Raw genomic sequence first — 25,316 nt, forward strand, 5'->3', positions numbered from 1 at the left:
ATATTCAAATCGCAGAAAGTTATATGAATTAATCGATCTTCAACTTACAAAGGCTTAGCAACAAGATTATGCATATCAACCACAAACCACAAAAATTTAAGGCTTATTCCAACTTATAATGAGTTAAGAATGAGCCTTTTTTGCATGATCAATGAATGGCAGATGGCTACGAACAATTAACTTACAAATGGAATTGTGGAACATATAAGTACGAAGTTAGGTGGCACACTAAAACTCTGCTGATCAAGAAAACACTTGAGTGATTCAAAGAAGAGTTCTCTTAAATAATAATTGATTGGAGTAAGGTATGATTAATAGGAACAAACCATTAAAAGAGTCTTTGACCAATGAAGAGTATGAAAACATTGTGAGAGATGCAACACAATTTTCAGATGTATCATTACCTATATGGCACTTAGAAATAGTCGGGAAATGTCTCGTTGAGTTATCAAGCTTTGATTTAATCCGCTGTATTAGACAAGATGTTTACACCGATCTAGCAATATTTGAAATTATTGAACGGATAGATGAACAGAATACCCCTTTCTATGCTGATCTTGATTCAATAGAATTAATGGAGAAATTATCATCTGTTAGTTCTGAAAGGCTTTCAGTGTATAAGAAAAGGATAGATAGAATCATTGAGAACATTGAAAAAAATAACTTAATAGATTTAGCAGATATTTGGATATTTGATGAAGAGAAGGCAACATACAAAGGCTATATCAATAAATTAAAGAATAAATTCTAATTTTATAGCGAGCTTTTAAATTTGGAACGTTAGTTAAAAGACGGAAAGCTAACTAATTAGGAGGAATCAAATTATGGCCAGATTACAATGTAAGTGTGGAGAATACTTATCTACAGTTGAAGCTCCAAACGATGTTCAATTACATGTTTATACAGATAGAGAATGGGACGATATTATAAACATGGGAGATTCTATAGATCCACTTTTAATACCTGATCCTAAGAAAGAAGTTTGGAGATGTACTAATTGTGATAGAATATACGTTTTTAACGAGGATAATACAGTTAGTAAAGTCTATGTATTAGAACAGCATTAAGAAATGAGAAGTTCTATAAACTTAACAATCTGTTCGGATAATTTAATTAGTATGAGGGCTCATTTTAACTTGAACATGTTGTAGAATGAGTTTTTTTCTCGATAATTCTTGAATGAAGAAGCCTAGTGGCATATTTCATATCCTACTGTAAACGCAATTTGCATTAAGGAAGCAGGTACTCACAAAACTGAATTATTGCAAGTGTAAACAGTCATAGAAGGAAGGCCTTTTATGACTGTTTTAGTTTTGGTATACACGCTACGCTCAAGAATATGGGTGACAAAATACTGTGGTGGCCGTAGTCATAGGCTGGAGGTGAATAGTGTGAATGGGAACATCGATGTATCATTTCATGAAAAGTTGCTTCTGCATACGCAATGGGTGAAAACATTAGGTAAAGAGGGGCAACAGATTCAAGTTGAAGATATTAATTTATCAAATCACAACTTCTCGGAAATTAATTTATCGCAAGCGATCATGCCAGGAGCAATATTTGATAATTCAATCTTGGAAGATGCGGATTTATATGCGTCGAATCTTGCATCAGCGTCATTCAAAAATGCAAAGATGGACAGGGTTACAATAGCAAAAGCAAATTTAGATTACTCAGTGCTAGAAAATGCTTCTCTTGTTCAAGCCAATCTAATAAGAACGACATTTTTCGAGGCGAACTTAGAAAAAGCTAATTTAACACAGGCTAAACTAAAAAAGGCGATGTTTATTGAGGCAAACTTAAAAGATACCATATTTATTAATTGCGATCTTGAGATGGCTGTATTCAATAAATCCATTTTATCGAAGACTGATTTCAGTGGAGCTAATTTGATTCATGCTGATTTCTCAGATGCAGTTTTCATCGATTGTAAATTTATTCAGGCGAAGTACGATGAGAACACAAAATGGCCAGATGATTTTGAACTTTCTGCTCATGAATTAATTAAAGTGTAGTACAGCATAATAGCAGTCTGGTAAATATTATACAGGTCAATTATGGTCCTCCCATGATTGACCTATTTAGCTATTCTCTTTCCCACACTGAATCATGAAATCATACTCACCTGCTCCATATACCGCCCCATCCATGTAAGTTGAGACAGCAAGAAACCTCTCTTACTGATACAATAAATATAATTTGAATGGATAGACTTAGATTACTAGACAAAAGGAGTTAGGGAGATGCAGTTTGCTAAGAGAATGGATCAATTTGGGGAAGGGATCTTCACTAAATTATTGGAGATTAAACGTTGTAGATTGGAGCAAGGAGAACCGGTGATTGATTTGAGTGTGGGCACACCGAATATCCCTCCGAGCAAACATATCATAGAAGCTTTATGCTCAGCAGCAGCCGATGAACAGAACTACATATATGCGGTTAATGATCAAAGTGAATTGCTTGAGGCCGTGAGTTATTGGTATAGGGCGAGATATGGGGTGGATCTGGCCCCCAAGACGGAAATATGCTCACTTTTAGGATCACAGGAAGGGCTTGCGCATATTTCTCTATCCATTGTGGATGAGGGGGATATCGTGCTCGTGCCTGATCCATGTTACCCTGTGTTCGCAGACGGGCCTAAGCTTGCCGGAGCTGAACTGCACTATATGCCGCAGAAAAAAGAAAATGGATACGTGATCAATTTACGAGATATCCCTGAACATGTAGCCAAGAAGGCGAAGCTAATCATTGTCTCCTATCCTAATAATCCGACTACTGCCATGGCACCGGACAGCTTCTACGTTGATCTAATCAACTTTGCGAAGGAGTATGAGATTATCGTTCTTCATGATAACGCTTATAGCGAATTAGTGTTTGACGGAAAAAGAGGAGGCAGCTTCCTATCCTTCCCTGGTGCAAGCGAGGTAGGCGTTGAGTTTAACTCTCTATCTAAAACCTATGGTCTAGCGGGTGCTAGAATCGGCTTTTGTGTTGGAAACGCTGAGGTCGTATCACGTTTAAAAATACTTAAGTCCAATATGGACTATGGCATGTTCCTACCGATTCAACAAGCTGCAATCGCAGCTATTACGGGGAATCAGGCTGGTGTAGAAGGAACAAGAAAAGCTTACGAACATCGCAGAAATGTGCTGTGCGACGGTCTGAATGCGCTCGGTTGGCCTATAGACAAGCCTGAAGCGACAATGTTCGTCTGGGCCATGATCCCGTCTCATTACGAGAGCTCAGCGGATTTTGCGATGGACATGGTAACCAAAGCAGGTGTGATCGTAACACCTGGCAGCGCTTTTGGTCCTTCGGGTGAGGGCTATGTGAGAATGGCATTAGTTCAGGATGAGGTAGTTTTGAAGCAAGCCATTGAGGCGATTCGCCAAAGTGGGATTTTAGAGGTGTAAGTCTGAGCTCTTCTTTTAAATCCGGTTTATATGATTTGATATCGTATAGATAAAATGAAGCAGAACAACGTTAACCGTAGAATTGCTTAAGCTTGTGCTATTGAAGAGAGAGTGGAACCTGCCTTCGAAGCGGTAGGCAGATTCCATCACTCCTTATAATAACAAAACACCTTATTCCAAATCCCATACTAACTTTGCCCTCTTGAGTAGTTCGGTAACTTCAAGTTTTAGATCTTCTGCTATTCTTTGTTCGATTAGACTATTTTTTTTGATTGGTGTCAGATCGTGATTCAAGTGGACTTGATAAACCTTGTCTTTCTTTTTTATCATAATCCCATATTCATACTTACCGTTCATTAATGGCCAAATAATTAACAATTTCCCCTCTTTTGAGTTGTTGACCGATAAATTTCCGGTAAAGCTTAAGTATGTTGGACGATTTACACCGTATACATAATCATCTTTACGAATGATATGATTTCCAAATTTGCTTTTTGGTACAGCTTTAAGGAAGTCTTCATAGCGGTTATTCGTTAGTAGGATCCAAGCGATATTCCAGGCTGCAAATAGTAAGAGGAGGATAGAAACAAGAATAATAAGCGGAACTTTTAGATTTTTCTTTCGCACAGATGAACCACCTTATTTCCTTGTTTTTTTATTTCCTCATCATGGGTGACCAGAACAATAGTTTTACCCTGATCATTAAAATCTTTCAGAATATTAAGTACAATGTTTGCATTATTGTGGTCGAGTGATCCTGTCGGTTCGTCTGCCAGAATGAGATCACATTTTTTAAGCATTAATCGAGCCAGTGCTACCCGCTGCTGCTCACCTCCTGAAAGGGTATATACTTTACTATTCAATTTGTCCTCGAGACCTACCCTCTGTAACGCATCATTTATGGAGAGGTTCGTTCTGGAATCCTTTCGAATCATTTGCAAATTATCTTTTACTGTTTTATGGTCTACCAGTGCAAAATTCTGAAATAAAAAACCTACTCTGGTGCGGAAATAATTTAATTGGTTTTTCTTATCGCTTAAATCCACGCCGTCAACTCTTATTGAACCGGATTCAATAGGCTCTATCGCACCGATCATATTCAGAAGGGTTGTCTTTCCACAACCGCTGGGACCTGAAATGATCACAAAATCTCCAGATTCGATCTCAAGATTGAAATTTTTGAATAATGCTTGGTCACCAAAAAACTTATTAAGGTTTTGGATGGAGATCATGTTACGTTCCCCCCTTTTAAAATCAATTGTATTTTAGCTTTTTCAATCTTTCTGATCTTTCTAATGATAACTATAATCTCCAGAATCATTATCACGGCACCTGCTGATGCCAAATAACCAGATATGTTTAATTTTAGGAATATTGATATTGCCACTGCTATGGCAGTGCTTAGAATCGTAGTAATGAACGTGATAAGAATGATTTTTCGATGGTTCTCCCAAATGCTGTAACCAAGAACCTTCCTGATGGAAAGTTCAATTGCGTTCACTTCGTACTCTAATTTGATTATAGAAGTGATGATCATGAATTCTAAGATCAGCACGAGTATACTAAAGACCAGATTAATGTAGAGTATTTTTTTGGCGGCATTCCAGCTGTCATTGAATTTATCCATGACATTGGTTTTTGAGATGACTGCATTAGCTTCGGTCAAATCATGCTTCTGAAGAAAACGATTGAACTCTTCATCTGTAATATCATACATAATCTCTCTGATGTAATTTGCTCGATGAGGGCCTATGTTAAGGGGCTGGGATTCAGGTGAGATGTTGTTGTATATAATAATGGGGTTTTCCAGCCATTCACTTCCGTAGTTTTTATTTTCATTGATTGCCGTTATATCTACGTGGTTTTGATAATAAATGACTTTGTACTGTCTCTCTTGAAGATCTGTATTTTCAAAAAATGTGAATTCTTGTTTTAACTCTTCAACAATCTGGTTGTTATCAGATAGAGATTGGGGAAGTAAGAAGTATACGTCATGGTCCATAGGTTCACTATTGAACTCTTGGATTCGATTTGCTAGATAGTCCCGGGCATTTTGATTAGTCATGACAGCCGAGCGGGTTGTGGATAAAGGACTGTGAACAACTGAGATTAATGTAGCCTTTGTTTTGCTGAAGTGTTGTGAATAAAATTTGGATTGCAAAAGCTCACTTTCTTCAAACATCGCATTCGCATTACCATTCTGATCCATATAGGGTCTGTACTGGGTGTAAATATATGAAAATTGAGCATTTTTTTCGAAGAATGGTTTTTGTCTATAGAGCTGATATGAATCATGAACCAAAACTAGGTTACTGGAAATAACGGATATGGTCACTATGACGGTAATTGCCTTTAAACCATAGTTTAGAGCGAGGAGCTTTCTGGAGCTACTATTTGTATTTGAGAATACTTGTTTAATGTGACTGGTTCGAAGGCTTACATAGACCATTGCATTTAAGACAAGCAGGATAGCTATACATAGTAATGATTCAGTGAATTGATAGGAGATGGATGTGATGCGATTCAATAGAATAAATATGAATAAAAACATAAGAGTATACACTATGGTGTCACTTGCGATATTTCTAATAATAATACTGCTTAATTTTTCGCCCATGGAGACGCGGATGAGATTTTCCTTTTTCTGATGAATGGCATCATAATAAGTGAACAGCAGTGTGATACCAATCAATAAGATCCAGATTGCAAAAACGGTATACTGCGCATCTTCATTTTGGTAGCCTTCCTGTGGAAAATTACCGGCATAAATATTAATCAATTCAGTCTTGAACTGATCTGACTGCTCTTTTCCCCCAATAATATAAAAATCATGGATATCTTTTAAATTTTGAATGGCTTCAAGCGAATATAAGCTAAAATGAATATCTCCTAGAAATAAACTTTTATAGTGCTTATCATAGATATTGAGTTCCTGGTTAATGTGCTGCTGAAAGTTTGGCGTTCCGTATAGCTTTATCGAAGTGTATTTATCAGTTGGAGTTTTTATAAAAGTAAAAACCTTTACTTTATTTCTGTCGGCAGCCTGCAGGATATCTTTAATCATATCCTTCTCGTTCTGACCATGTTGGAGATAAAGAGAGGTATAGCGATATGGAGTATGAAACTGATCCAGACGAAAAATTTGACTCTCGGCAACGATCAGCATGCCTATGAAAAAAACAAAGAAACATAGTATGTATTTTATTGTCTTCAAATGAGTAAACCTCCATACATATTTGTTACCGCACAACTATTAAAAAATAGTTGTACGGTAACTAGGGTTAAGTATGTTTAAATATAGCTGTTAAAAATTAAAATTATAGTATACTGCGTTGCCGGAATGTCTAACGTCCACTCTCGACCAGTTACCAGCGGTGTCGCTGTCAGAATATGTTCCATTTCCATTAGTCAATTTGACGGTATGACCCTTGGAATTGTGGTAGCCATGAATAAAGTCTTCGTCTATAGCATATTTATTAAATCCGTACTTAACCTCCCAAGTGTTGAACCCAGTCCCGCCGTCATCATATGCAGTCCAGGAACTTCCAAATCCGTGACCGCCACTATCATAGGCACTTGCGAAAGCTGAAAGCGTAAGAGAAAGTAAACTCAACGTAAGTATACTGGACAATAATTTTTTCTTCATAATTATTCGTAGCTCCTTTTATAATAAGTTAGTTGGACTTTGACCGGTCAGTTATAGTGTCTCAACTTGATATGATAGTATCATCAAATTTTAGTATAGTAAACATAAAATGTAAAAAAAGAGAGAAAATAACTAAATAAACTCGAACGGCCATGAAATTCGTGCAGCCGCGGGTGGTAGCATGTCCCACGTCATGAAAACGACTGTTCTTATTCAAAATATGGATGCCCTTATAGAAATTGAAGTGATTGTGAAGCTTAATTATGTAGCATAAGAGAGAGAATCCCGCGTTGTGCAGCGCGTTGGGATTCTCTTCTTTGTTGAATTCATCTTAGGTTTGAGTGACGGGTAGCAACGCCTGCTCTATAATAAGAGACATGGCATTCATTTGTAATAATCAACCATCCACAGAATAGGAGAACAAGATGAATAAACTAAAAATGGCCGTCGTCGGCTTAGGACATATGGGCCGCCATATGATTCACCGCTTACTGCCCCAATATGCGGACACAATCGAATTAGTTGCACTTTGCGACAGTGATGAAGTTAGTATGAATAAGGAAGTGGAAGCAGCAGGCATTAGTCCTCGGCTGTACACCGACTACCGCCAGCTGTTGGGCGAGGTCGAACTTGATCTAGTATATATCGCGGTTCCGCCGTCCCTGCATTATGACGTGGCGAAGATCGCTTTTGAGAAAGGCATTCACGTCTTCTGCGAGAAGCCGCTTGCCAACAGCTTGACCGAAGCACGGAGTCTAGTAGAATTGGCAGAGCAGTCGGATCTGCTCCATGCCGTCCATTTCTCACTACCGCTCGAACCCGCTGTACTGAAGCTACAGGGATTGCTTGAAGAGCATGCAATCGGAGAAATTCAAAGCATGGAGCTATTCCTAGAGTTTCCGCAGTGGCCGAGAGCTTGGCAGCAGAATCCTTGGATCACCTCTAGACAACAGGGAGGCTATCTGCTGGAAGTCGGTATACACTGGATTCAGATGATTCAACAGCTATTCGGTCCAATCACGCATGTGAAGAGTGAGGTGGAGTTTCCATCGGATTCGAATCAGTGTGAGAGCCGTGTGCAGGCTGTTCTCAGATTACATAATGGTATCGACATTCACTTGTCTGGAACCGATAAGCGGGAAGAGGATGAAAGGGTCTCTCTCGTGATCCATGGTGAAGAAGGGACGATAGCACTTGAAAACTGGTGCAACTTGTTCAAGAGCGGTAAGGACGCCGATCTTCAGCCTGTACCTGTAGAAGACAACAATAGCTTACTGCCGATCTTGAGCCAGATCGTTAAGACATTGCACGGAGATTCTGGGATTTTCTTTAACTTCTACGATGGCTACAATGCGCAGGTTGTACTCGAAGCCCTGCGTAATCCAGGTGAGGGCTTTACGGATCTAAGCCCCCAATTGATGGTGGCCAAGCAGTAGAAGCCAGTCTTGGACAATCCTGAATTGGTGGAAACGGGTGGTGAATATCTTATTCACTACTCATTTTTTAAACGAATACCTGAGACACGCAAAAACACGCCAATAACTGGCGTGTTTTTTGTGCTTCCAAGCTACCAATTGTCTGACAAAGATCATGGATAATATCTTCTAGTTAGCTCATAATCATTTCTTTGGCAGCCTTCTTGCCTGCCGAGAGAATGTTGTCGCTCAGGTTAGGATCACTAACCGTTCGTGCAAGAACAAGAGAGCCCACCATGGTACTGAACAGTGCACTACCTTTGGATGTGTCTATTCCCGCCAGATCGGAGATGAAAGAAATCATTCGCTGCAGTTCATCGGTGAATACCTTCTGAACCTCTTCTGATGAACGAGATATTTCGCTAGAAAGGGCAGGAATAATGCAGCCCATTTTTTTTTTGTCGCGGTGATACATACTTAAGTAATAATCGATGACGGTATTAATTTTCGAGTTCTGCGTCTCCTGATCAGCGGCTTTCTGCAGAAGTTCGATGGTATCGCTAATGGCATACCGGCAAGCTTCGGCGACTAGCTGGTCTTTGTTATCAAAATGCGCATAGAATCCTCCATGAGTTAATCCGGCGCCCTTCATAATGAACGGAACACTAACATCTTGAATACCCTTGGTGCGAAAAGCCTGAGCGGCACTTTCAACGATTCTATTCCGTACTTTTATCTTATGGCCTTTGGGATACGGTATTGTAATCACTCCACAGCTTCGTCAGTCTACTTTTCAAAATATTATATTCGTCATATTAAAGCCTGTCAATTTAGCGATCTGGTGGCGGTTAGCCCAAGTAAGGTTAGACACGGATATTGACGTTTTTAAAATATGATGACTATAATATATTATAGTCATCATATTTTAAATTGGCTTCAACTGGAGGTATAAGGATATGAGTAAGCTTGAATCCGTAGATACGTTAGTGATTGGATCAGGTCCAGGAGGTTATGTGGCTGCGCTGCGCTCCTCACAACTTGGTATGAAGACCGCGATTGTTGAACGAAGTCAGCTTGGCGGCGTCTGCACACATGTGGGCTGCATTCCATCCAAAGCATTAATTGCAGAATCACATCGTTATGATGTATTTAGATCGTTCAATAATATAGATGCGTTAGCGTCATTTCAGCGTGCACAGGATTTCAAGCAAGGGATTGTGAATAAGCAGGCAGGCGGCGTTCAGTATTTATTAAAAACCGCAGGGGTGAGCATTCTGGAAGGAGAGGCTAGCCTGGTTGATGAACATACCGTGCTGATCCGGCAAGCGGGAGCGGAGCAGACCCTTTCTTTTAAACATGGCATACTTGCAACAGGATCTCGCCCAATTGAGCTTCAAGCATTTCCAGTTGAAGGACGCATTCTGTCTTCCACAGAAGCACTGTCACTCCAAGAGATTCCGAGTAGCTTGGTCGTTATTGGTGGTGGATATATCGGGATCGAACTGGGGCAGATGTACGCTAAATTTGGAACAAAGGTAACGATTCTGGAGGGAGGAGAACAAGTACTGCCCGGATTCGAGGCGGAGCTTGTAGCCCCTGTTGTCCGGCAGTTGAAAACCGATGGGGTCCATATAATTACCGGCGCGACAGCTGGAAGCGCAGTACAAAATGCAGATTCCATTACCCTTCATTATTCACACAATCAGGAGCAGCATCATGTTACAGCGGACTATGTGCTCGTCACGGTCGGCAGAAAACCCAATACAGACGGCAAGTTAGGACTGGAGCGCATAGGCTTGAATGTGACGAGCAGAGGATTGATCGAGACGGACGAACAGTGTAGAACGTCTATCCCACATATTTTTGCCATTGGGGATATTACAGCGGGTCCGGCCCTTGCCCACAAGGCGTCCTATGAAGCGAAGATTGCAGCAGAAGCGATTGCAGGCCTTACCTCCAAGGTTGATTATAAAGCGATGCCGCTTGTTGTTTTTTCGAGTCCTGAGCTCGCTAGCGTGGGCTTAAGTGAAACAGAAGCAAAGGCGAAATCTATTCCAGTTGTGATTGGCAAAGCCTCTTTTGGGATCAACGGGAGAGCATTGGCACTCCGGGAAACGGAAGGGTTCATTAAGATCGTAGCAGACGAGACCTCAGGTATCATCATCGGTGCACAGATTGTAGGTGTAGAGGCATCCACACTTATTTCGGAGCTAGCACTTGCAATCGAGATGGGGGCAACCGTAGAGGACCTGGCCATGACCATTCACCCTCATCCTACATTGGGAGAAGTGGTGATGGAAGCTGCCGAGAATACGGTCAGAAAAATAGCAATGAAGAAGAACTAACTACAGCAGATTGTTGTTATTAATAAGGACATGATGGTACGAGTAAGTACTGTCGTGTCCTTTTTGTCGTATCTAAGATATTCTAGTAAAAAAATAAATTGGAAAAATTTAAGCCAAAACATCTCTCCATTTATCTAATAGATATAAACCCCAAACGAAAGGAGGAATGGCAATGACACATGAACGATTAGTCAAGAAAGCGCAAAAAGGAAATGACAAAGCCTTCTTAACTCTTTTTCAGCAATACGAAGCAGATATTTACCGTATGGCGTATGTCTATGTGAAGAATAAAGACGATGCCCTAGATCTTGTTCAAGAAGTGGCCTATCAATCATTCAAGAACATCGGTACATTGAAGCAACCCGAGTATTTTAAGACTTGGCTTATGAAAATCACGATGAATTGTGCATTGGGCTTAATAAACAGAAATAAAAAAGTGATTCCATTACATTCAGATTTCGATATGCATATGGGGGCGGACGATGAAGATATTGCACTTACGATATCTTTGAATAATGTCATGGATATTTTGAAAGAGGATGAGAAGAGTGTGATTTTGCTGAAATATTATGATGATCGTACGTTAAAGGAGATTTCCGAGATTCTAGATATTCCGCTTGGTACGGCCAAGTCTGTTCTATACCGTGCATTGGATAAGCTTCGTCAAACTATAAAGGAGGTAGGTATTTATGGATAATCACTTTAAGCGAGAGTTAGCGGGGATCGAAATTCCTGTAGAGCTTCGTGAACGAAGTAAAATGGGTATTGATAGAGCAAAGTCTGAAATGGGTGGCAAACGGAATCGTTCTCTAAGAAAAAGATTGGCCATCGTCATTATTGCTGCTTGCTTAATGATCCCTACCGGAGCATTTGCTTATCAAGCGTTACTTGCGGATGATTTATATGGTTCATTCGATAATCTAAAGAAACGTGCGCTAAATATGACAATGGAAAGTTATTTAATATTTAATGCAAAACTAAATCAAGCAAAAGGTGACCTCGGAAAGGAAGAATATAAACAATTTAAATCCATATTACATGTCATTACAAGTGCAAAACTAGAATATGGCGATACGAATGGCAATATCGATTATTCTCAGGTCCCTTCAGCACCATTAGCGGAAATCAGGGGCGCCATGAACGATATTCAACCCTATTTTGATCGATTAAACGGACTCCCATCAAGCAAAGAAGTGTTAACAGCAGAAGAGTATGAGCAGTACATTCAAGCCTTAATAACCTATGAAACGATTAAGGCACAACTAGGAGTCTCAAGTATTCGCGACACTTCTTCCATCCCAGCGGAGTTACAAGAGGAATTTGGTGAGGCTCGAGATTACTTATTTTATGTAAATGAAAAACAAGCTGAAAAGTGAGCAAATTCGAATTGGGGAATATGAAAAAGAGGCGCCGTAGCTACCTCATTTGAATGAATCAATCTATCCCATTCTCTATGTTTGTTCCAATTCTTTCAATAAGTCGTAAGGTTCTATTTCCAACCCAATCAATTTTACATTCCAGTTAACCCCAACCAACAAACTCTCTTCATTCATTCCGTATAGCCAACTATATTTGAATTCTTCTAGAGTGATAGGGGCTGGTATGTAATGCGACCATTCTTCAATTGCACATTGTCGTGCATATGCTTCATCTGACCAAAAAAGCATAACTTCTGTATCTTCATACTCGTTCGATTCGCATACACACCATCCATGTTCACTCTTTAATCCCCAAACCATTTTATTTTGGGATATTCTACTTATAAACTTTTCATATCGTCTTTTAGAATTTATGGTCAAATCAAGTTCCATCACGAATCTCCTTTGTGCAGTATTCCATCTAAAGTCTCTCAGTTTAGCACTAAACCTCTTTTTTAACAAACGGAGCAGGTTGAGTTTATCCAAGAGGCTAATAAACAAACAAAGTACACCACATTTATATGTGATGTACTTTGTCTCATCTATATCTATCATAGCTATGTAGATGTTAATCTCCCACAATGACCCTATTCCTGAGCGTCACGCTCCATCGTTCGAATCGACTCGGCAACCTTCACCATCATGGAGCATTCCACCCGTTTGCGAAACACATCGCAGCTAAAGTCGTAGATGCCGTTGATGTCGCCTGTTGCATGAAGAGCATTAGCAGGACATCCGCCGCTACAATAGAGCTTGGCCCAGCAATCTTTGCATTCCGGCTTCGAATAGCAGTTGCTCTCTTTGAATTTGCATTGCAGCTCAGGTCTTGTGATGCCATCCCAGAGATTCCCCATGCTGTACGCTTCATCCCCAACAAACTGATGGCAAGGGAATAGCTCACCCCAAGGTGTAACAGCAAGGTATTCTGTGCCTGATCCGCAGCCAGAGATTCTTTTCTGGATACAAGGGCCTTCCGAAAGATCGAGCATGTAATGATAAAAGGTAAAACCTTCGCCTTGTTCACCGCGCTCAACCATTTCTTTGGCGAGAACCTCGTACTGGTTGTAAATCTCCGGCAGGTCCTTCTCGGTTAGTGCATAAGGCTCCTTCGGATCGCAGATAACCGGTTCCATCGAGATATTATCAAAGCCAAGGTCTGCGATATGAAATATATCGTTCGTGAAATCAACATTATTACGCGTGTAGGTTCCCCGTACATAATACTCCTGGTCACCCCGCTTTTGGATGAATTCCTGAAACTTCGGCACGATATGATCATAGCTTCCTTTTCCGTTAACGGTTGTGCGGAGCCGGTCATGAACTTCTTTTCTTCCATCCAGACTGAGTACGACGTTATACATTTCCTGATTCAAAAATTCGGTGACCTCATCGTTCAGCAGCATGCCGTTCGTTGTGAAGGTGAAGCGGAACTTCTTCTTATATTCTTGTTCCTTGTTTCTTGCGTAAGCCACAATCTGCTTGACGACTTTCCAGGCCATAAGCGGTTCACCGCCGAAGAAGTCGATGTCGAGGTTCCGGTGATGCCCTGAATTCTCCAGCAGAAAATCGATCGCCTTTCGTCCAACCTCATAGCTCATGATAGCCCGGTCGCCGTTATATTTTCCTTGACTCGCGAAGCAGTAGTCACAGGAAAGATTGCAGGTGTGTGCGACATTTAGGCATAGCGCTTTAACATACGTTGTGCGATTTCTTAAATCCATGGACAGATTCTCATAGGGATCTTCAGTAAAGAGCTGTCCCGTTTCTTTAAGTTCCTCTACAGTTACTAGGGTATCTCGAATATCCTTTTCGGTAATGTCCGTATCATGCTTATGCTTCTCTAGCATATGTTTCAGAATGTCTTCCTGAGATGTATGTTCATAAAGCTCAATGATGTGGTATGCGAGATCATCAACAACATGCACTGAGCCGCTGTAGGTGTCGAGCACAATGTTGTATCCGTTGAGTTGGTATTGATGGATCATTCCTGTTAATCAAGCTCCTTTTGAGGGTAAATAGAATAGGCTATAAAAAACTACGCCCATCTACGAGAGCAGAGGGCGATGAACATGTAAGAATCCTATTTGTTCACTGGGTTTTCACAGCGCTGGTTGGCAACGCCGCAAGAGGTCTTACAAGCGGATTGGCAAGATGTCTGGCAAGCACCGCATCCGCCATGTTTTACGGTGTCCATTAGTTTCCGAGTGCTTAAGGTTACGATTCTTTTCATCATGAATAACTCCTCTGCCATTTTTCATTAGTTCGTAAATTATTAGACTTCTGAAATATGGTAACAACTGCTTGAAGGATGCTTCAACCACATAGGTCACACGAATAAAGAGTATCAATTTTAATAGAAATCAGCACAGAATATTACATTATATTGACCAATTCAATCGTGGCTTGTCTATTTATTTTCACAAAAAAAGCAATCATTAATTTCACTTTTTTAGAAGTTATTTATTTACATATAACCCAGTGTGTCTCCCTTTTTCGTAAATGTTATAAACCCTTTGATATCAAAGGATGTTAATATTCAAAGCTCATCTGTATTCTATCTTTCAGTTTCCAATTATTTAGAAGAAAAGTTTTTATTATGTACAAATTTACAGTGTATTTCTTGACATATGTAATTTGAATTGATAGGATTCAAAGACTCGTAGAAATCAAGTCAACAATAGAAGGGAATGTATGGTATGAAAAAGTTAGCTGGAAAAGTAGCAATTGTCACCGGTGGAGCATCTGGTATTGGTTTGGGATCTGTTAAACGTCTAGTAGAGGATGGCGCTGCTGTTGTAGTAGCTGACTTGAACGAAGCTGGCGCGCAGCAGATTGTTGAAGAGATCAAGCAAAACGGTGGTCAAGCTATCGCTGTAGGCGTGGATGTAGCTGATGAAGAAGCTATGAAAGCCATGATCGCTAAGACAATCGAAGCTTTTGGCAAGATTGATATTCTATTTAACAATGCTGGTTTTGGACATCGTGATGATAAAGACCTCCTATCCATGGATACGGATCTTTGGGACAAAATGATGGCAGTTAACGTACGTGGACCTATGTTTGGCGCTAAATACGCTATTCCTGAAATGTTGAAAAACGGCGGAGGCGTCATAATCAACAACGCTTCAGGTAATGCAAAAGTTGGTGATTATGAACGTACAGCTTACTCTGCTGCAAAAGCAGGTTTGTTATCTTTGACTCGTTCTATCGCAACGCAATACGGTAAAGATGGAATTCGTTGTAACTCTATCCTGCCTGGCTTGATTCTAACACCTGCGACTAGAGGTCGTTTCTCCCAAGAACTCATGGACCTAATGGAAGAAGGTCACCTGACTCCTTATGTGGGTGAACCCGAGGATATTGGTGCGCTTGTATCTTTTCTTGCATCAGATGATGCTAAATTTATTACAGGCCAAGAAATCCCATGCGATGGCGGTGTGAACGTTCGTTCCGCTGCATCAGGTATTATGAAACACGTTCAAATGTACGGTAAATAATATAGTTATCATTTAAAACATTTAATATAAGTCAAAGCCTCCATTCAGTGTATACTGGTGGGGGCTTTGTGTATTTATGATCAGGGATAATTATCATTTTTCCTGTAAAGTGTAACTTTTTAAATCATTCCTGCGTTATTATGTATAATAATGTAAGAATGGAGGTTTATAATGAAAAAAATTAACAAGCTAATTTTTATAATGATTCTGCTATGCATCCCTCTTCTAATAATATCCTGTACTAATTCATCTGAGAAAAAGCTTAACGAATCTGAAGGTTCTCAAGAGAATAATAAACCAACTTTCAAACTAAACCCTGAAGATATTTCAAGTGTTATCGTGTATGATCATAGCCCAGAAAGGCATAAATCCGCAGAAGTAATTAAAAGAGTGGACATTGATGAAATAGTAACAATTCTAAATTCAAACACAAATTATGCAGAGCCACATACATTAAAAAATTATCGTGATTTAGAAATCCAAATGAAGAATGGCTCAGTATTAACAGTAATGCTCCTTAATGGATCAGTATTTTATGTAGAGAATCCCGGCGATCTCAGGTTTAGCCCACCAGAAAATCACAAAAAATTAAAACAGCTAATTGAACGTATAGAAAAAGAATATTTAGCCAAATAAAAAGCAGCTTCGATTAAATCCGAAGTTGCTTTTTATTGTTAGTTATTTTGATTAACTGCCTTAACTGTATCACTCGTATATAGTGATACTGAACCTACAGTTGCTAGAGATGAAATATTTCCTGATATGATTCCCACAACACGATCAGTGCTATAGTCGTTAAAAGCAATAGACCCACTATCTCCAGGTATACGAAAGTCTCCAACGGACTTTAAAAGGCATCGATGGATTCTTCGGGGCATCCAGCATTGAGCGATTTGCGGCGGAGAAGGGAAATAGAGAACAGACCGAAGCATTTAAGACGATTGCTAAATAAAAGGCGAGGCTATCCCAAAAGCTGTTCTTGTGAGGGATAATATCTTTATCAATTCATACCAAAAAGATCAAAGACTAACTCTGATGGAGTGCCTGTCTTTGATCTATTTGTATATATTCAATTGTTTTCATAATTGAAATTGTTTTTTGTAATGGATATGCAGTTAGCAGTGGAGAGGACGAAGCATCTCCGGACAAGCGTAAGCGGTCGCCTTTGTCCCCCAATTTCAACCTTTACTAAGGTTAATTCAAGAAATTGGGGGACAACAGCGATGGGAGGAATGATTCGTACTCGTAGCGTCTGACAACGAAAATACCTATGTTAGTCAATCAATAAATTGAGAAGTCATAGTATACTATCAAAAAGGGAGGGATTGATAGAATGTCTACATATGATAAATTGCATTCCGGCGAGATATACAGCTGCACCGATGAAGAGTTGATGAGAGAGCAAGCGAAATGTCTGGAGAAGCTGTATGATTTTAACGCAACCCGTCCATCCGAAGGGGACAAGCGTAACGCGCTTTTGAAAGAAATGTTCGCTGAAATCGGAGATGACTGCTATATCGAGCCGCCACTCCGTGCGAATTGGGGCGGGAAGCATGTGCATTTTGGAAGCCATGTCTATGCTAACTTCAATCTGACGATGGTAGATGATACGCATATCTATGTGGGGGATTATACGATGTTTGGCCCGAATGTAACGGTTGCGACAGGTGGTCATCCGATCCTGCCCGAGCTGCGTGAGCCTGTAACCCAGTTCAACATCCCGGTACATATCGGCAGAAATGTATGGATTGGTGCGGGGGCCATTATTCTTCCAGGCGTGAAGATTGGTGACAATACGGTCATCGGCGCAGGCAGCGTTGTAACGAAGGATGTTCCAGCGAATGTCGTCGCAGTCGGTAATCCATGCCGTGTGCTACGCGAGATTAACGACCATGATCGAGAGTACTATTATAAAGATAGACGCATTAATACCTTTAAGAACACAGATTAAATCGGCGATAACCATATCTCACATATAAAGAGGCTGACTCCAGTAACTACGATGCATGTAGTCTTTGGAATCAGCCTTATTAGGTTACTTATGAGCTTAAGTGATAACTTACTTCTCGTTTGGTAACAGCTTATTCAACAAGATCGCTGCTAAAGAAGCGGCTAGAATCGGTGATCCTAGTAGATATTGCACGAACGTAGGAAGTGTATATAAGAAATCTTTAGGAATAAGTACGAGTGCTAATGTCAGTATCATTGGTATAGCGATAATGTACATTTCTTTTTCACGGATCGTTACATTTTTCATAACCTGAATTCCGTTGATGGAGATGATACCACAGACGATGGCGAATACGCCGCCAATCACAGCTGTTGGAATCGAAGAGATTAAAGCTGCTAGTTTACCGGAAAAGCCGAACAGGACAAACCATCCACCTACAGCAAGAAAGACTCTGCGGCTTGCGATACCTGTGATAGAAATAATACCTGCATTGGTAGAATAGCCTGTCACCGGAGTGGAACCGAGTCCAGCAGCGATAAGACAACTAATTCCTTCCCCAACAACTCCCTGATTAATATTCTTATCTGTTAGTGGCTTATCAATAACGTTGCTGATTGCAAACCACGTACCTGTTGTTTCAGCGAGGAGTACGAGATAAATAATAACCATTGTGATAATAGCGGAGAAGTCAAAGGAAAATCCGAAATCTTTAAAAGGAATCCGCGGCATGCTAAACCAATTGGCACTTTGAACCGCTGAGAAATCCAGAACCCCCATAAATTGTGCGGATACACATCCGACAATTAAGGCGACCATGACAGAAGTAACTCGGAATAGCGAACCTTTTTTACCGAACAATGACCCTAGGATCACGAATAGAATGAGCACAGCCGCTGAAATCAGCGCTAATAATACGTTTTGGTTAATGGTAGCATCCGTTGCACCATAGATATTGTCTTTAATCGCAGTAGGCAAAAGTGAAAGACCTACAATGAAGATAATCGTTCCCCCAACAATAGGAGGGATAAAGGATTTAACAATTTTATTGAAGATTCCTGTGTAACCCAGAATGATAACGAGTACTGCACCGACTAAGCTGGCACCTAACACGGAGTTCCAACCGAGTGCCCCACCGCCACTAGCGGCATAAATCGTAACGATGGCACCGAGTGGTACATAGGATGGACCTTGCGCCATAGGCAATTTCATACAGAAATACGTTTGGACAATTGTTGCAAGGCCAGCAGCAATAAACGTCGATTGAATCAATGCGCTGGACTGGTTGGACCCGAGTCCAATTAACATGGCAATCAGGAATGGAACGACATAAACGTCCATCGCTAGTACGTGCTGCAAGCCCAGGACTGCTGATTTTCCGAATGAAATCTTGTCTTCAGGTAGAACTGTTAATTGCTGCGACTTTACTTGCGCGTGATCTTGCTTGTCTACTTGTGTTTTCACTTCGGTGCACACCTCGAATTATATTATTTGTTTCTAAATTTTAACGTGAATGAACCTTTTCACCTTGTACCCAGACTTCGCGGATATGCTCAGGTCTAACAAGATACATCATCTTCTGGAAAATATCTTGTAAATCTTCATTATCATCATAGATCGGTAGTTTGGAAGCTTTGCATTTCGTGTCGATGACCTGTACATCCCATGCATAATTTTCTTGAATGCGCCCGATGGGTAAGCTGAGGCTTTCTCCGCCGCCAGCCGTAGCCAGATAGAAAGCTTCATGAACGGTAATGCGTGAGCCTGGTACTCCGCGCTCTTCAGCTGGAAGAGAAGGGTTCACACCATCTTCAAGCATTCTGGAAGACATGACAGCTTGTCTGATGTTATCGAAGAGACTTGGTGAGAATCCTCCGGAAATATCAGATCCGAGACCAATCTCAACTCCCTTGGAATGGATATGAGCCACTGGAATAACACTATTGGCAAAATAGGCGTTCGATACAGGACAATGAGCAATTGCTGTTCCGGTCTGAGCGAATAAATCGACATCCGGATCTTCTAGGAAGTTACAATGAGCCATGACCGATTTATCACGCAATAGGCCAAAATCATGTAATGCAAACGCATCGTTCTTATTAAAACGTTCTTTGACATAACCGTGTGCCCAATCACTTTCACTACAGTGGGACTGAACATACGTATCATATTTAGCTGCCAGTTCTCCCAAGCCCTTCAAGCCTTCATCTGTGCAGCTTGGAATGAATCTTGGGGTTACTACAGGATATACACCTTGTTTCGTGGACTTGGCTAATTCTTGTACAGCCACAATAAACTCTTCTGTGTCCACTAGTGCCGCAGATGTGTCAGCATCACGGTAGTATTCAGGATTTTGCTCGGGATCATCCATGACTACTTTTCCAACAAGTCCGCGCTGTCCTTTTTCTGCGCAGATCTTAGCTAACAACAAGCTTGCTTCTTTGTGAACCGTTGCAAAATAAAGTGCTGTAGTTGTTCCGTTCGCCAGCAAGGTGCTAACGACATCATCGTAGACCTTCTTGGCAAAATCTAAATCTGAGAATTTAGATTCCAATGGGAAAGTATATGTGTTGAGCCAATCATAGAGTGGAATGTCTAACGCTGTTCCAGATTGGGCCCATTGTGGTGCGTGAACATGCAAATCGACAAAGCCAGGCAAGAAATACTGACCGTCAGCTAAGCGATGAAAGTGGTCTGTGTCTTGATATTGCTCTAGTAAAGGTTGATATTCTGCATCTTCTGGAGCAACGATTCTTTCAATCATTCCGTCTTCATTAATACAGAATAGATAGTCTTTCAATATTTGAATTTCTTTAGGTGATGTGCTGGAAAAAGCAGTGCCTTGAAATAATTCCATATATTTACTCATGATTACCGCCTTAATGTTCGTTTTTTAAGTGTATTTGTTATTATAATCTGCCGTAAATGATAAGTCTATACTAGAAAGACGAATATGTATGAGGTATAGAATTATTAAAGTTGCCTGATAAGCTACATCCCACTGAATATAGAGGCGAAAGAAAGGTGGCATTGTCGCCTGAGTTTATAAGTATTTTCACATTCCTGTGTTCAAGTCCATACCCCTGTAGGATATATCACATAGACTAATGTAAAAACTGCAGGAGGTGTCTGTGTGAACCGCTCATATTACTGTAGAAAAAAGTCAAACAAAAAGAGATCCAATAAGGTTATTGCTAAAAGAAGAAAAGGTAGAAAAGAAATTTGTTTACCACGGAAGATTATTATTGAGTGCTCTCGAGGGCTTAAGAAATGTGTTAGGGGACCTAGGGGGCCTGTGGGACCTAGAGGACCTGTGGGACCTAGGGGTCCTTTTGGATTTAGGGGACCTGTAGGACCTAGAGGGCCTGTAGGAGCAAAAGGGCCTGAGGGACCTCGGGGACCAGAAGGACCTAGAGGGTTTACGGGACCTAGAGGGCCAGAAGGTCCAATCGGTCCAAAAGGAGCAACCGGAGCAGCAGGTGCAACTGGAGGAACGGGATCGACAGGACCCACGGGAGCGACCGGAGCAGCCGGAGCCACGGGATCGACAGGAGCAACGGGAGCGACCGGAGCAACAGGAGCAACTGGAGGAACGGGAGCCACGGGAGCAACGGGAGCCACGGGAGCAACAGGAGCAACCGGAGCAACGGGAGCGACAGGAGCAACAGGAGCCACGGGAGCGACCGGAGCAACAGGAGCAACTGGAGGAACGGGAGCCACGGGAGCAACGGGAGAAGCAGGAGCAACGGGAGCGACCGGAGCAACAGGTGCAACCGGGGGAACAGGAGCCACGGGAGCAACGGGAGCCACGGGAGCAACGGGAGAAGCAGGAGCCACGGGAGCGACCGGAGCAACAGGAGCAACAGGAGCAACCGGAGAAGCAGGAGCAACGGGAGCCACGGGTGCAACCGGAGCTACGGGAGCCACGGGAGCGACAGGATCCACAGGTGCAACCGGAGGAACAGGAGCAACTGGAGGAACGGGAGCCACGGGAGCAACTGGAGGAACGGGAGCAACTGGAGCCACGGGCGCGACAGGAGGAACGGGAGCGACCGGAGCAACAGGAGCAACGGGAGCGACCGGAGCAACAGGAGCAACAGGAGCAACAGGAGCAACCGGAGAAGCAGGAGCAACCGGAGCCACGGGAGCAACAGGAGCAACCGGAGCAACGGGAGCCACGGGAGCGACCGGAGCAACAGGAGCAACCGGAGGAACAGGAGCAACCGGAGCAACAGGAGCAACTGGAGGAACGGGAGCAACGGGAGCAACTGGAGGAACGGGAGCCACGGGAGCAACGGGAGAAGCAGGAGCAACGGGAGCGACCGGAGCAACAGGTGCAACCGGGGGAACAGGAGCCACGGGAGCAACGGGAGAAGCAGGAGCCACGGGAGCGACCGGAGGAACAGGAGCAACCGGAGCAACAGGAGCAACCGGAGCAACAGGAGCAACAGGTGCAACGGGAGAAGCAGGAGCAACGGGAGCAACGGGAGCGACCGGAGCCACAGGAGCAACTGGAGGAACGGGAGCAACTGGAGGAACGGGAGCAACGGGAGCAACGGGAGAAGCAGGAGCCACGGGAGCGACCGGAGCAACAGGAGCAACCGGAGCAACGGGAGCCACAGGAGCAACCGGAGCAACCGGAGCAACAGGTGCAACGGGAGAAGCAGGAGCAACGGGAGCAACGGGTGCGACCGGAGCCACAGGAGCAACGGGAGCAACGGGAGCCACAGGAGCAACAGGAGGAACCGGAGCAACAGGAGGAACGGGAGCAACGGGAGCCACAGGAGCAACAGGAGCGACAGGAGCCACGGGCGCGACAGGAGGAACGGGAGCGACCGGAGGAACAGGAGCGACAGGAGAAACAGGTGCAACAGGAGCAACCGGAGCAACAGGAGCAACCGGAGCAACAGGAGCAACCGGAGCAACAGGAGCAACCGGAGCAACAGGAGCAACGGGAGCCACGGGAGCCACAGGAGCAACAGGAGCAACAGGAGCAACCGGAGCAACAGGAGCAACGGGAGAAGCAGGAGCAACGGGAGCAACAGGAGCAACCGGAGCAACGGGAGCCACAGGAGCAACAGGAGCCACGGGAGAAGCAGGAGCCACGGGAGCCACGGGAGCGACAGGAGGAACGGGAGCGACCGGAGCAACAGGAGCCACGGGAGCAACCGGAGAAGCAGGAGGACTATCCCAGTACGGGTATATTTATAATTTTAGCGCTCAAGTTGTAGCAATCGAAGCACCTATACTTTTTGACTCAACTGGTGTTATTACACCAGGCATCACTCATACTCCCGGATCGGCAAGTATTGTTGTTGTCAATGCAGGAGATTATGAGATTACTTTTTCAGTTTCTGGTGTAGAACCAGGCCAATTTACACTGTTCATTAACGGGTCCCCAGTTACGAACACTGTTTACGGTTCTGGAGCAGGTACCCAACAAAACAATGGGCAGGCGATTGTCACCTTAGCAGCCGGCGATACTATTACTTTAGTTAACCATTCTTCTGCTGCCGCGGTTACACTTCAGACACTTGCCGGAGGGACACAAACAAACGTTAACGCTTCTATTGTCATAAAATTACTAAGTTAGGATGTCGGGCTTATTATAGAGAATTAGTATAAGAATGAATAAAGATACGGTCATTCAGGGAATAAATGCTGGAGAGTAGATAAACTTCTCTCCGGGAATTTATTCCTTTTTTATATGTAATCAAACTAAGGAATTTACTGAAAAGTACTTTATAGTACTATATGTTGAAAAATGTATGTTTGTTGCTCTATATATAGCGTTTTTAAGGGTGTTTTGCACAGTAATCCTCTCTAAAAAAGTCGAAAAAAGAAGGCATATGTCTAAACTTAGATAATTCATATTCTGCATATAATATGCTAAATTAGATGGGTCTAAAATAGAACAAACAACCAGAGGAGGCTTTACATATTGGATTGGCAGGAATTGATATTTAAGTTCGTTGGAGGACTTGGGATTTTTCTGTTCGGTATTAAATACATGTCGGACGGGCTTCAAAAATCAGCTGGGGATAAAATGCGTGGCATATTAGAGAAATATACATCTAACCCAGTTCTTGCTGTCCTTGTAGGGGTTAGCGTAACGGTATTGATTCAGTCTTCGTCAGGGACAACGGTTATGGCGATTGGGCTTGTTAATGCGGGCTTAATGACCTTACGGCAAGCGATTGGTGTGGTCATGGGTGCTAATATCGGTACCACAATGACTGCATTTATTGTAGGAATCAAGATTGAAGAGTACGCTCTTCCTATTATCGCAGTAGGTGCCTTTTTCTTGTTCTTCTTGAGTAAGAAAAAGTATCAGTACATCGGCCAAATCATATTTGGTTTCGGTACCTTGTTCCTTGGCTTATCCACAATGAGCAGCGGAATGAAGCCACTTCGGGAGCTGCCAGTTTTTACAGACTTCATGGTTGATCTTTCACACCAGCCTGTCCTTGGGCTAATCGTTGGAACCGTATTTACAATGATTGTACAGAGCTCAAGTGCCACGATTGGCATTCTGCAGACCATTGCTGATGAAGGCATGATCAGTCTGAAAGGGGCCTTACCGATTCTATTCGGAGACAACATTGGTACGACCATTACAGCCGTGCTTGCATCAATTGGTGCATCGGTTGCTGCGAAACGTACGGCTCTCGTACACGTTATTTTTAATATCGCAGGTGCGATTATTTTCACAGTATTGTTGCCTATCGTTTATAACGTTGTCATGTGGATTGGTGAAGGTGTGAATATCCGGATGCAGATTGCCTATGCTCACGGTCTGTTCAACTTTACGAATACCCTAATCTTCCTGCCACTCATTCCGATGTTGGCTTGGATCGTAACGAAAGCCATCCCTGGAAAAATGCAAGAGATCGAGTTCAAAGCTATTTATCTGGATGAGCGTCTTCTCGCAACACCTGCTATGGCTCTTAGCCAAGCGCAACATGAGATTGTACGGATGGGACAATATGCGTATCAATCACTTCAGGATGCGACAGGATTCTTCTTTAGCAAGGATACGAAATCGGCAGAGAAGGCACTTCAGAAGGAAGAGCTAGTGAATGAGCTGAACCGTAAAATTACCGATTATATCGTGAAAATTCATCAAAAGGGACTTTCTCCAGTTCAATCTGAGAATACCACAGGCTGGTTCCAAACGGTAAGTGATCTAGAGCGGATCGGGGACCATGCAGAAAATATTGTGGAGCTTGGAGAATTTAGAATAACGAATAAGCTGGAATTATCGGCTGAAGCGTCGGCTGAGCTGAAGGAAATGATTGAAGTGGCAAATCAGGCTGTGGATAAAGCCTTGATTGCACTTGAACACCATAACGAAGAGGCAGCTGAGGAAGTACTTCGTCTAGAATCCAAGCTGGACGAGCTTGAAGCGGCTTGCCGTAAGAATCATCTTAATCGTCTGAATAAGGATCTATGTTCTGTTGGAACAGGATCTATCTATCTGGATCTTCTAACGAATTTGGAGCGTATTGGCGATCACAGTAAGAATATTGCTCAGTTTGTTATGCATCAGAAGTAAGAGCTTAACACGGAGTTTAAGGATCTGAGGAACCTTGAGAGGCATAATGCCTTTCGAGGTTCTTTTCGATTTTGCAGAT

At 42.4% G+C, this 25,316-nt stretch carries 23 protein-coding genes and 1 pseudogene; 14 read left to right on the forward strand and 10 right to left on the reverse strand.

The window, feature by feature from the left end; translation table 11 throughout:
* Positions 1 to 307: 307 nt before the first annotated feature.
* The 4 genes from ACK8P5_RS04905 to ACK8P5_RS04920 all read left to right on the forward strand — a co-directional run bounded on the left by ACK8P5_RS04905 (position 308) and on the right by ACK8P5_RS04920 (position 3,413).
* Positions 308 to 751 (forward strand): contact-dependent growth inhibition system immunity protein, encoded by a 444-nt coding sequence (locus ACK8P5_RS04905; protein ID WP_422659868.1) that lies wholly within the window; start codon positions 308 to 310, stop codon positions 749 to 751.
* Between the two features lie 73 nt (positions 752 to 824).
* On the forward strand, positions 825 to 1,067 hold the full coding sequence (locus ACK8P5_RS04910) for a hypothetical protein (protein WP_422659869.1): 243 nt from the start codon (positions 825 to 827) through the stop codon (positions 1,065 to 1,067).
* 231 nt (positions 1,068 to 1,298) lie between these two features.
* On the forward strand, positions 1,299 to 2,015 hold the full coding sequence (locus tag ACK8P5_RS04915; protein WP_422659870.1) for a pentapeptide repeat-containing protein: 717 nt from the start codon (positions 1,299 to 1,301) through the stop codon (positions 2,013 to 2,015).
* Positions 2,016 to 2,243: 228 nt separating this feature from the next.
* Positions 2,244 to 3,413, forward strand: a complete 1,170-nt coding sequence (locus ACK8P5_RS04920; protein ID WP_422659871.1) for an aminotransferase class I/II-fold pyridoxal phosphate-dependent enzyme — start codon at positions 2,244 to 2,246, stop codon at positions 3,411 to 3,413.
* A gap of 171 nt (positions 3,414 to 3,584) precedes the next feature.
* Here the strand turns inward: ACK8P5_RS04920 and ACK8P5_RS04925 are convergent, their stop codons facing one another.
* From ACK8P5_RS04925 to ACK8P5_RS04940, 4 genes are all read right to left on the reverse strand, one after another.
* Positions 3,585 to 4,040: a hypothetical protein gene (locus ACK8P5_RS04925; RefSeq protein WP_422659872.1), complete on the reverse strand. Its 456-nt coding sequence runs from the start codon at positions 4,038 to 4,040 to the stop codon at positions 3,585 to 3,587.
* Entirely contained in the window at positions 4,022 to 4,645 is a 624-nt protein-coding gene (locus tag ACK8P5_RS04930) for an ABC transporter ATP-binding protein (protein WP_422659873.1), read from the reverse strand. Before ACK8P5_RS04930 ends, ACK8P5_RS04925 begins: the two co-directional genes overlap by 19 nt.
* Positions 4,642 to 6,579 (reverse strand): DUF1430 domain-containing protein, encoded by a 1,938-nt coding sequence (locus ACK8P5_RS04935; protein WP_422659874.1) that lies wholly within the window; start codon positions 6,577 to 6,579, stop codon positions 4,642 to 4,644. The genes ACK8P5_RS04930 and ACK8P5_RS04935 overlap by 4 nt, the downstream gene beginning before the upstream one ends.
* 138 nt (positions 6,580 to 6,717) lie before the next feature.
* Positions 6,718 to 7,059: a hypothetical protein gene (locus tag ACK8P5_RS04940; protein WP_422659875.1), complete on the reverse strand. Its 342-nt coding sequence runs from the start codon at positions 7,057 to 7,059 to the stop codon at positions 6,718 to 6,720.
* 425 nt (positions 7,060 to 7,484) lie between these two features.
* Between ACK8P5_RS04940 and ACK8P5_RS04945 the strand changes: the two genes are divergently transcribed.
* Positions 7,485 to 8,495, forward strand: a complete 1,011-nt coding sequence (locus tag ACK8P5_RS04945) for a Gfo/Idh/MocA family protein (RefSeq protein WP_422659876.1) — start codon at positions 7,485 to 7,487, stop codon at positions 8,493 to 8,495.
* Between the two features lie 172 nt (positions 8,496 to 8,667).
* Here the strand turns inward: ACK8P5_RS04945 and ACK8P5_RS04950 are convergent, their stop codons facing one another.
* Positions 8,668 to 9,234: a TetR/AcrR family transcriptional regulator gene (locus tag ACK8P5_RS04950; protein WP_422661372.1), complete on the reverse strand. Its 567-nt coding sequence runs from the start codon at positions 9,232 to 9,234 to the stop codon at positions 8,668 to 8,670.
* Between the two features lie 196 nt (positions 9,235 to 9,430).
* Here ACK8P5_RS04950 and lpdA point away from each other — a divergent pair, with 196 nt between their 5' ends.
* The 3 genes from lpdA (at position 9,431) to ACK8P5_RS04965 (ending at position 12,195) form a co-directional block, all read left to right on the forward strand.
* Complete coding sequence (lpdA, locus tag ACK8P5_RS04955; protein ID WP_422659877.1) at positions 9,431 to 10,819, forward strand: dihydrolipoyl dehydrogenase; 1,389 nt, start codon at positions 9,431 to 9,433, stop codon at positions 10,817 to 10,819.
* Positions 10,820 to 10,991: 172 nt separating this feature from the next.
* Positions 10,992 to 11,516: a sigma-70 family RNA polymerase sigma factor gene (locus tag ACK8P5_RS04960; protein ID WP_422659878.1), complete on the forward strand. Its 525-nt coding sequence runs from the start codon at positions 10,992 to 10,994 to the stop codon at positions 11,514 to 11,516.
* Positions 11,509 to 12,195 carry a DUF3600 domain-containing protein gene (locus tag ACK8P5_RS04965; protein ID WP_422659879.1) on the forward strand — a complete coding sequence of 229 codons (687 nt, stop codon included), beginning with the start codon at positions 11,509 to 11,511 and terminating at the stop codon, positions 12,193 to 12,195. Before ACK8P5_RS04960 ends, ACK8P5_RS04965 begins: the two co-directional genes overlap by 8 nt.
* A gap of 75 nt (positions 12,196 to 12,270) precedes the next feature.
* Here ACK8P5_RS04965 and ACK8P5_RS04970 read toward each other — a convergent pair whose 3' ends face one another.
* From ACK8P5_RS04970 to scfA, 3 genes are all read right to left on the reverse strand, one after another.
* Positions 12,271 to 12,630 carry a DUF2750 domain-containing protein gene (locus ACK8P5_RS04970; RefSeq protein ID WP_422659880.1) on the reverse strand — a complete coding sequence of 120 codons (360 nt, stop codon included), beginning with the start codon at positions 12,628 to 12,630 and terminating at the stop codon, positions 12,271 to 12,273.
* 194 nt (positions 12,631 to 12,824) lie between these two features.
* Positions 12,825 to 14,222 carry a thioether cross-link-forming SCIFF peptide maturase gene (scfB, locus tag ACK8P5_RS04975; RefSeq protein WP_422659881.1) on the reverse strand — a complete coding sequence of 466 codons (1,398 nt, stop codon included), beginning with the start codon at positions 14,220 to 14,222 and terminating at the stop codon, positions 12,825 to 12,827.
* A gap of 95 nt (positions 14,223 to 14,317) precedes the next feature.
* A complete protein-coding gene (gene scfA / locus ACK8P5_RS04980; protein WP_422659882.1) occupies positions 14,318 to 14,467 on the reverse strand; it encodes a six-cysteine ranthipeptide SCIFF in 150 nt (49 codons plus the stop codon).
* A 466-nt stretch (positions 14,468 to 14,933) separates the two neighbouring features.
* Here scfA and ACK8P5_RS04985 point away from each other — a divergent pair, with 466 nt between their 5' ends.
* The 4 genes and pseudogenes from ACK8P5_RS04985 (at position 14,934) to ACK8P5_RS05000 (ending at position 17,685) form a co-directional block, all read left to right on the forward strand.
* Positions 14,934 to 15,734 carry an SDR family NAD(P)-dependent oxidoreductase gene (locus tag ACK8P5_RS04985; protein WP_422659883.1) on the forward strand — a complete coding sequence of 267 codons (801 nt, stop codon included), beginning with the start codon at positions 14,934 to 14,936 and terminating at the stop codon, positions 15,732 to 15,734.
* Positions 15,735 to 15,905: 171 nt separating this feature from the next.
* Positions 15,906 to 16,370: a hypothetical protein gene (locus ACK8P5_RS04990; protein ID WP_422659884.1), complete on the forward strand. Its 465-nt coding sequence runs from the start codon at positions 15,906 to 15,908 to the stop codon at positions 16,368 to 16,370.
* 217 nt (positions 16,371 to 16,587) lie between these two features.
* A pseudogene (locus tag ACK8P5_RS04995) lies at positions 16,588 to 16,686 on the forward strand (phosphoenolpyruvate hydrolase family protein); the annotation flags it as partial.
* A gap of 381 nt (positions 16,687 to 17,067) precedes the next feature.
* Complete coding sequence (locus tag ACK8P5_RS05000) at positions 17,068 to 17,685, forward strand: sugar O-acetyltransferase (protein ID WP_422659885.1); 618 nt, start codon at positions 17,068 to 17,070, stop codon at positions 17,683 to 17,685.
* Positions 17,686 to 17,793: 108 nt separating this feature from the next.
* On the opposite strand, the gene ACK8P5_RS05005 is transcribed toward ACK8P5_RS05000, so the two are convergent.
* Together ACK8P5_RS05005 and guaD are read right to left on the reverse strand one after the other, a co-directional pair.
* Complete coding sequence (locus ACK8P5_RS05005; RefSeq protein ID WP_422659886.1) at positions 17,794 to 19,146, reverse strand: uracil-xanthine permease family protein; 1,353 nt, start codon at positions 19,144 to 19,146, stop codon at positions 17,794 to 17,796.
* Positions 19,147 to 19,186: 40 nt separating this feature from the next.
* On the reverse strand, positions 19,187 to 20,551 hold the full coding sequence (guaD, locus tag ACK8P5_RS05010) for a guanine deaminase (protein ID WP_422659887.1): 1,365 nt from the start codon (positions 20,549 to 20,551) through the stop codon (positions 19,187 to 19,189).
* Positions 20,552 to 21,130: 579 nt separating this feature from the next.
* Here guaD and ACK8P5_RS05015 point away from each other — a divergent pair.
* Both ACK8P5_RS05015 and ACK8P5_RS05020 read left to right on the forward strand, forming a co-directional pair.
* Positions 21,131 to 23,275 carry a collagen-like protein gene (locus ACK8P5_RS05015; protein ID WP_422661373.1) on the forward strand — a complete coding sequence of 715 codons (2,145 nt, stop codon included), beginning with the start codon at positions 21,131 to 21,133 and terminating at the stop codon, positions 23,273 to 23,275.
* Between the two features lie 348 nt (positions 23,276 to 23,623).
* A complete protein-coding gene (locus tag ACK8P5_RS05020) occupies positions 23,624 to 25,237 on the forward strand; it encodes a Na/Pi cotransporter family protein (RefSeq protein ID WP_422659888.1) in 1,614 nt (537 codons plus the stop codon).
* Positions 25,238 to 25,316: the final 79 nt, after the last annotated feature.

This window comes from Paenibacillus sp. EC2-1 (assembly GCF_049311625.1).
Classification (GTDB): domain Bacteria; phylum Bacillota; class Bacilli; order Paenibacillales; family Paenibacillaceae; genus Paenibacillus_AQ.

What these genes read in the sequence shown, in the direction of transcription:
- ACK8P5_RS05000 (WP_422659885.1), top strand. Translation starts at nt 17,068, where the DNA reads ATGTCTACATATGATAAATTGCATTCCGGCGAGATATACAGCTGCACC.
- ACK8P5_RS04960 (WP_422659878.1), top strand. Translation starts at nt 10,992, where the DNA reads ATGACACATGAACGATTAGTCAAGAAAGCGCAAAAAGGAAATGACAAA.
- ACK8P5_RS04935 (WP_422659874.1), bottom strand. Translation starts at nt 6,579, where the DNA reads ATGCTGATCGTTGCCGAGAGTCAAATTTTTCGTCTGGATCAGTTTCAT.
- scfB (WP_422659881.1), bottom strand. Translation starts at nt 14,222, where the DNA reads ATGATCCATCAATACCAACTCAACGGATACAACATTGTGCTCGACACC.
- scfA (WP_422659882.1), bottom strand. Translation starts at nt 14,467, where the DNA reads ATGAAAAGAATCGTAACCTTAAGCACTCGGAAACTAATGGACACCGTA.
- ACK8P5_RS04940 (WP_422659875.1), bottom strand. Translation starts at nt 7,059, where the DNA reads ATGAAGAAAAAATTATTGTCCAGTATACTTACGTTGAGTTTACTTTCT.
- lpdA (WP_422659877.1), top strand. Translation starts at nt 9,431, where the DNA reads ATGAGTAAGCTTGAATCCGTAGATACGTTAGTGATTGGATCAGGTCCA.
- ACK8P5_RS04930 (WP_422659873.1), bottom strand. Translation starts at nt 4,645, where the DNA reads ATGATCTCCATCCAAAACCTTAATAAGTTTTTTGGTGACCAAGCATTA.
- ACK8P5_RS04920 (WP_422659871.1), top strand. Translation starts at nt 2,244, where the DNA reads ATGCAGTTTGCTAAGAGAATGGATCAATTTGGGGAAGGGATCTTCACT.
- ACK8P5_RS04905 (WP_422659868.1), top strand. Translation starts at nt 308, where the DNA reads ATGATTAATAGGAACAAACCATTAAAAGAGTCTTTGACCAATGAAGAG.
- ACK8P5_RS04910 (WP_422659869.1), top strand. Translation starts at nt 825, where the DNA reads ATGGCCAGATTACAATGTAAGTGTGGAGAATACTTATCTACAGTTGAA.
- ACK8P5_RS04985 (WP_422659883.1), top strand. Translation starts at nt 14,934, where the DNA reads ATGAAAAAGTTAGCTGGAAAAGTAGCAATTGTCACCGGTGGAGCATCT.
- ACK8P5_RS04965 (WP_422659879.1), top strand. Translation starts at nt 11,509, where the DNA reads ATGGATAATCACTTTAAGCGAGAGTTAGCGGGGATCGAAATTCCTGTA.
- ACK8P5_RS04970 (WP_422659880.1), bottom strand. Translation starts at nt 12,630, where the DNA reads ATGGAACTTGATTTGACCATAAATTCTAAAAGACGATATGAAAAGTTT.
- ACK8P5_RS04915 (WP_422659870.1), top strand. Translation starts at nt 1,299, where the DNA reads ATGACTGTTTTAGTTTTGGTATACACGCTACGCTCAAGAATATGGGTG.
- guaD (WP_422659887.1), bottom strand. Translation starts at nt 20,551, where the DNA reads ATGAGTAAATATATGGAATTATTTCAAGGCACTGCTTTTTCCAGCACA.
- ACK8P5_RS04990 (WP_422659884.1), top strand. Translation starts at nt 15,906, where the DNA reads ATGAAAAAAATTAACAAGCTAATTTTTATAATGATTCTGCTATGCATC.
- ACK8P5_RS04945 (WP_422659876.1), top strand. Translation starts at nt 7,485, where the DNA reads ATGAATAAACTAAAAATGGCCGTCGTCGGCTTAGGACATATGGGCCGC.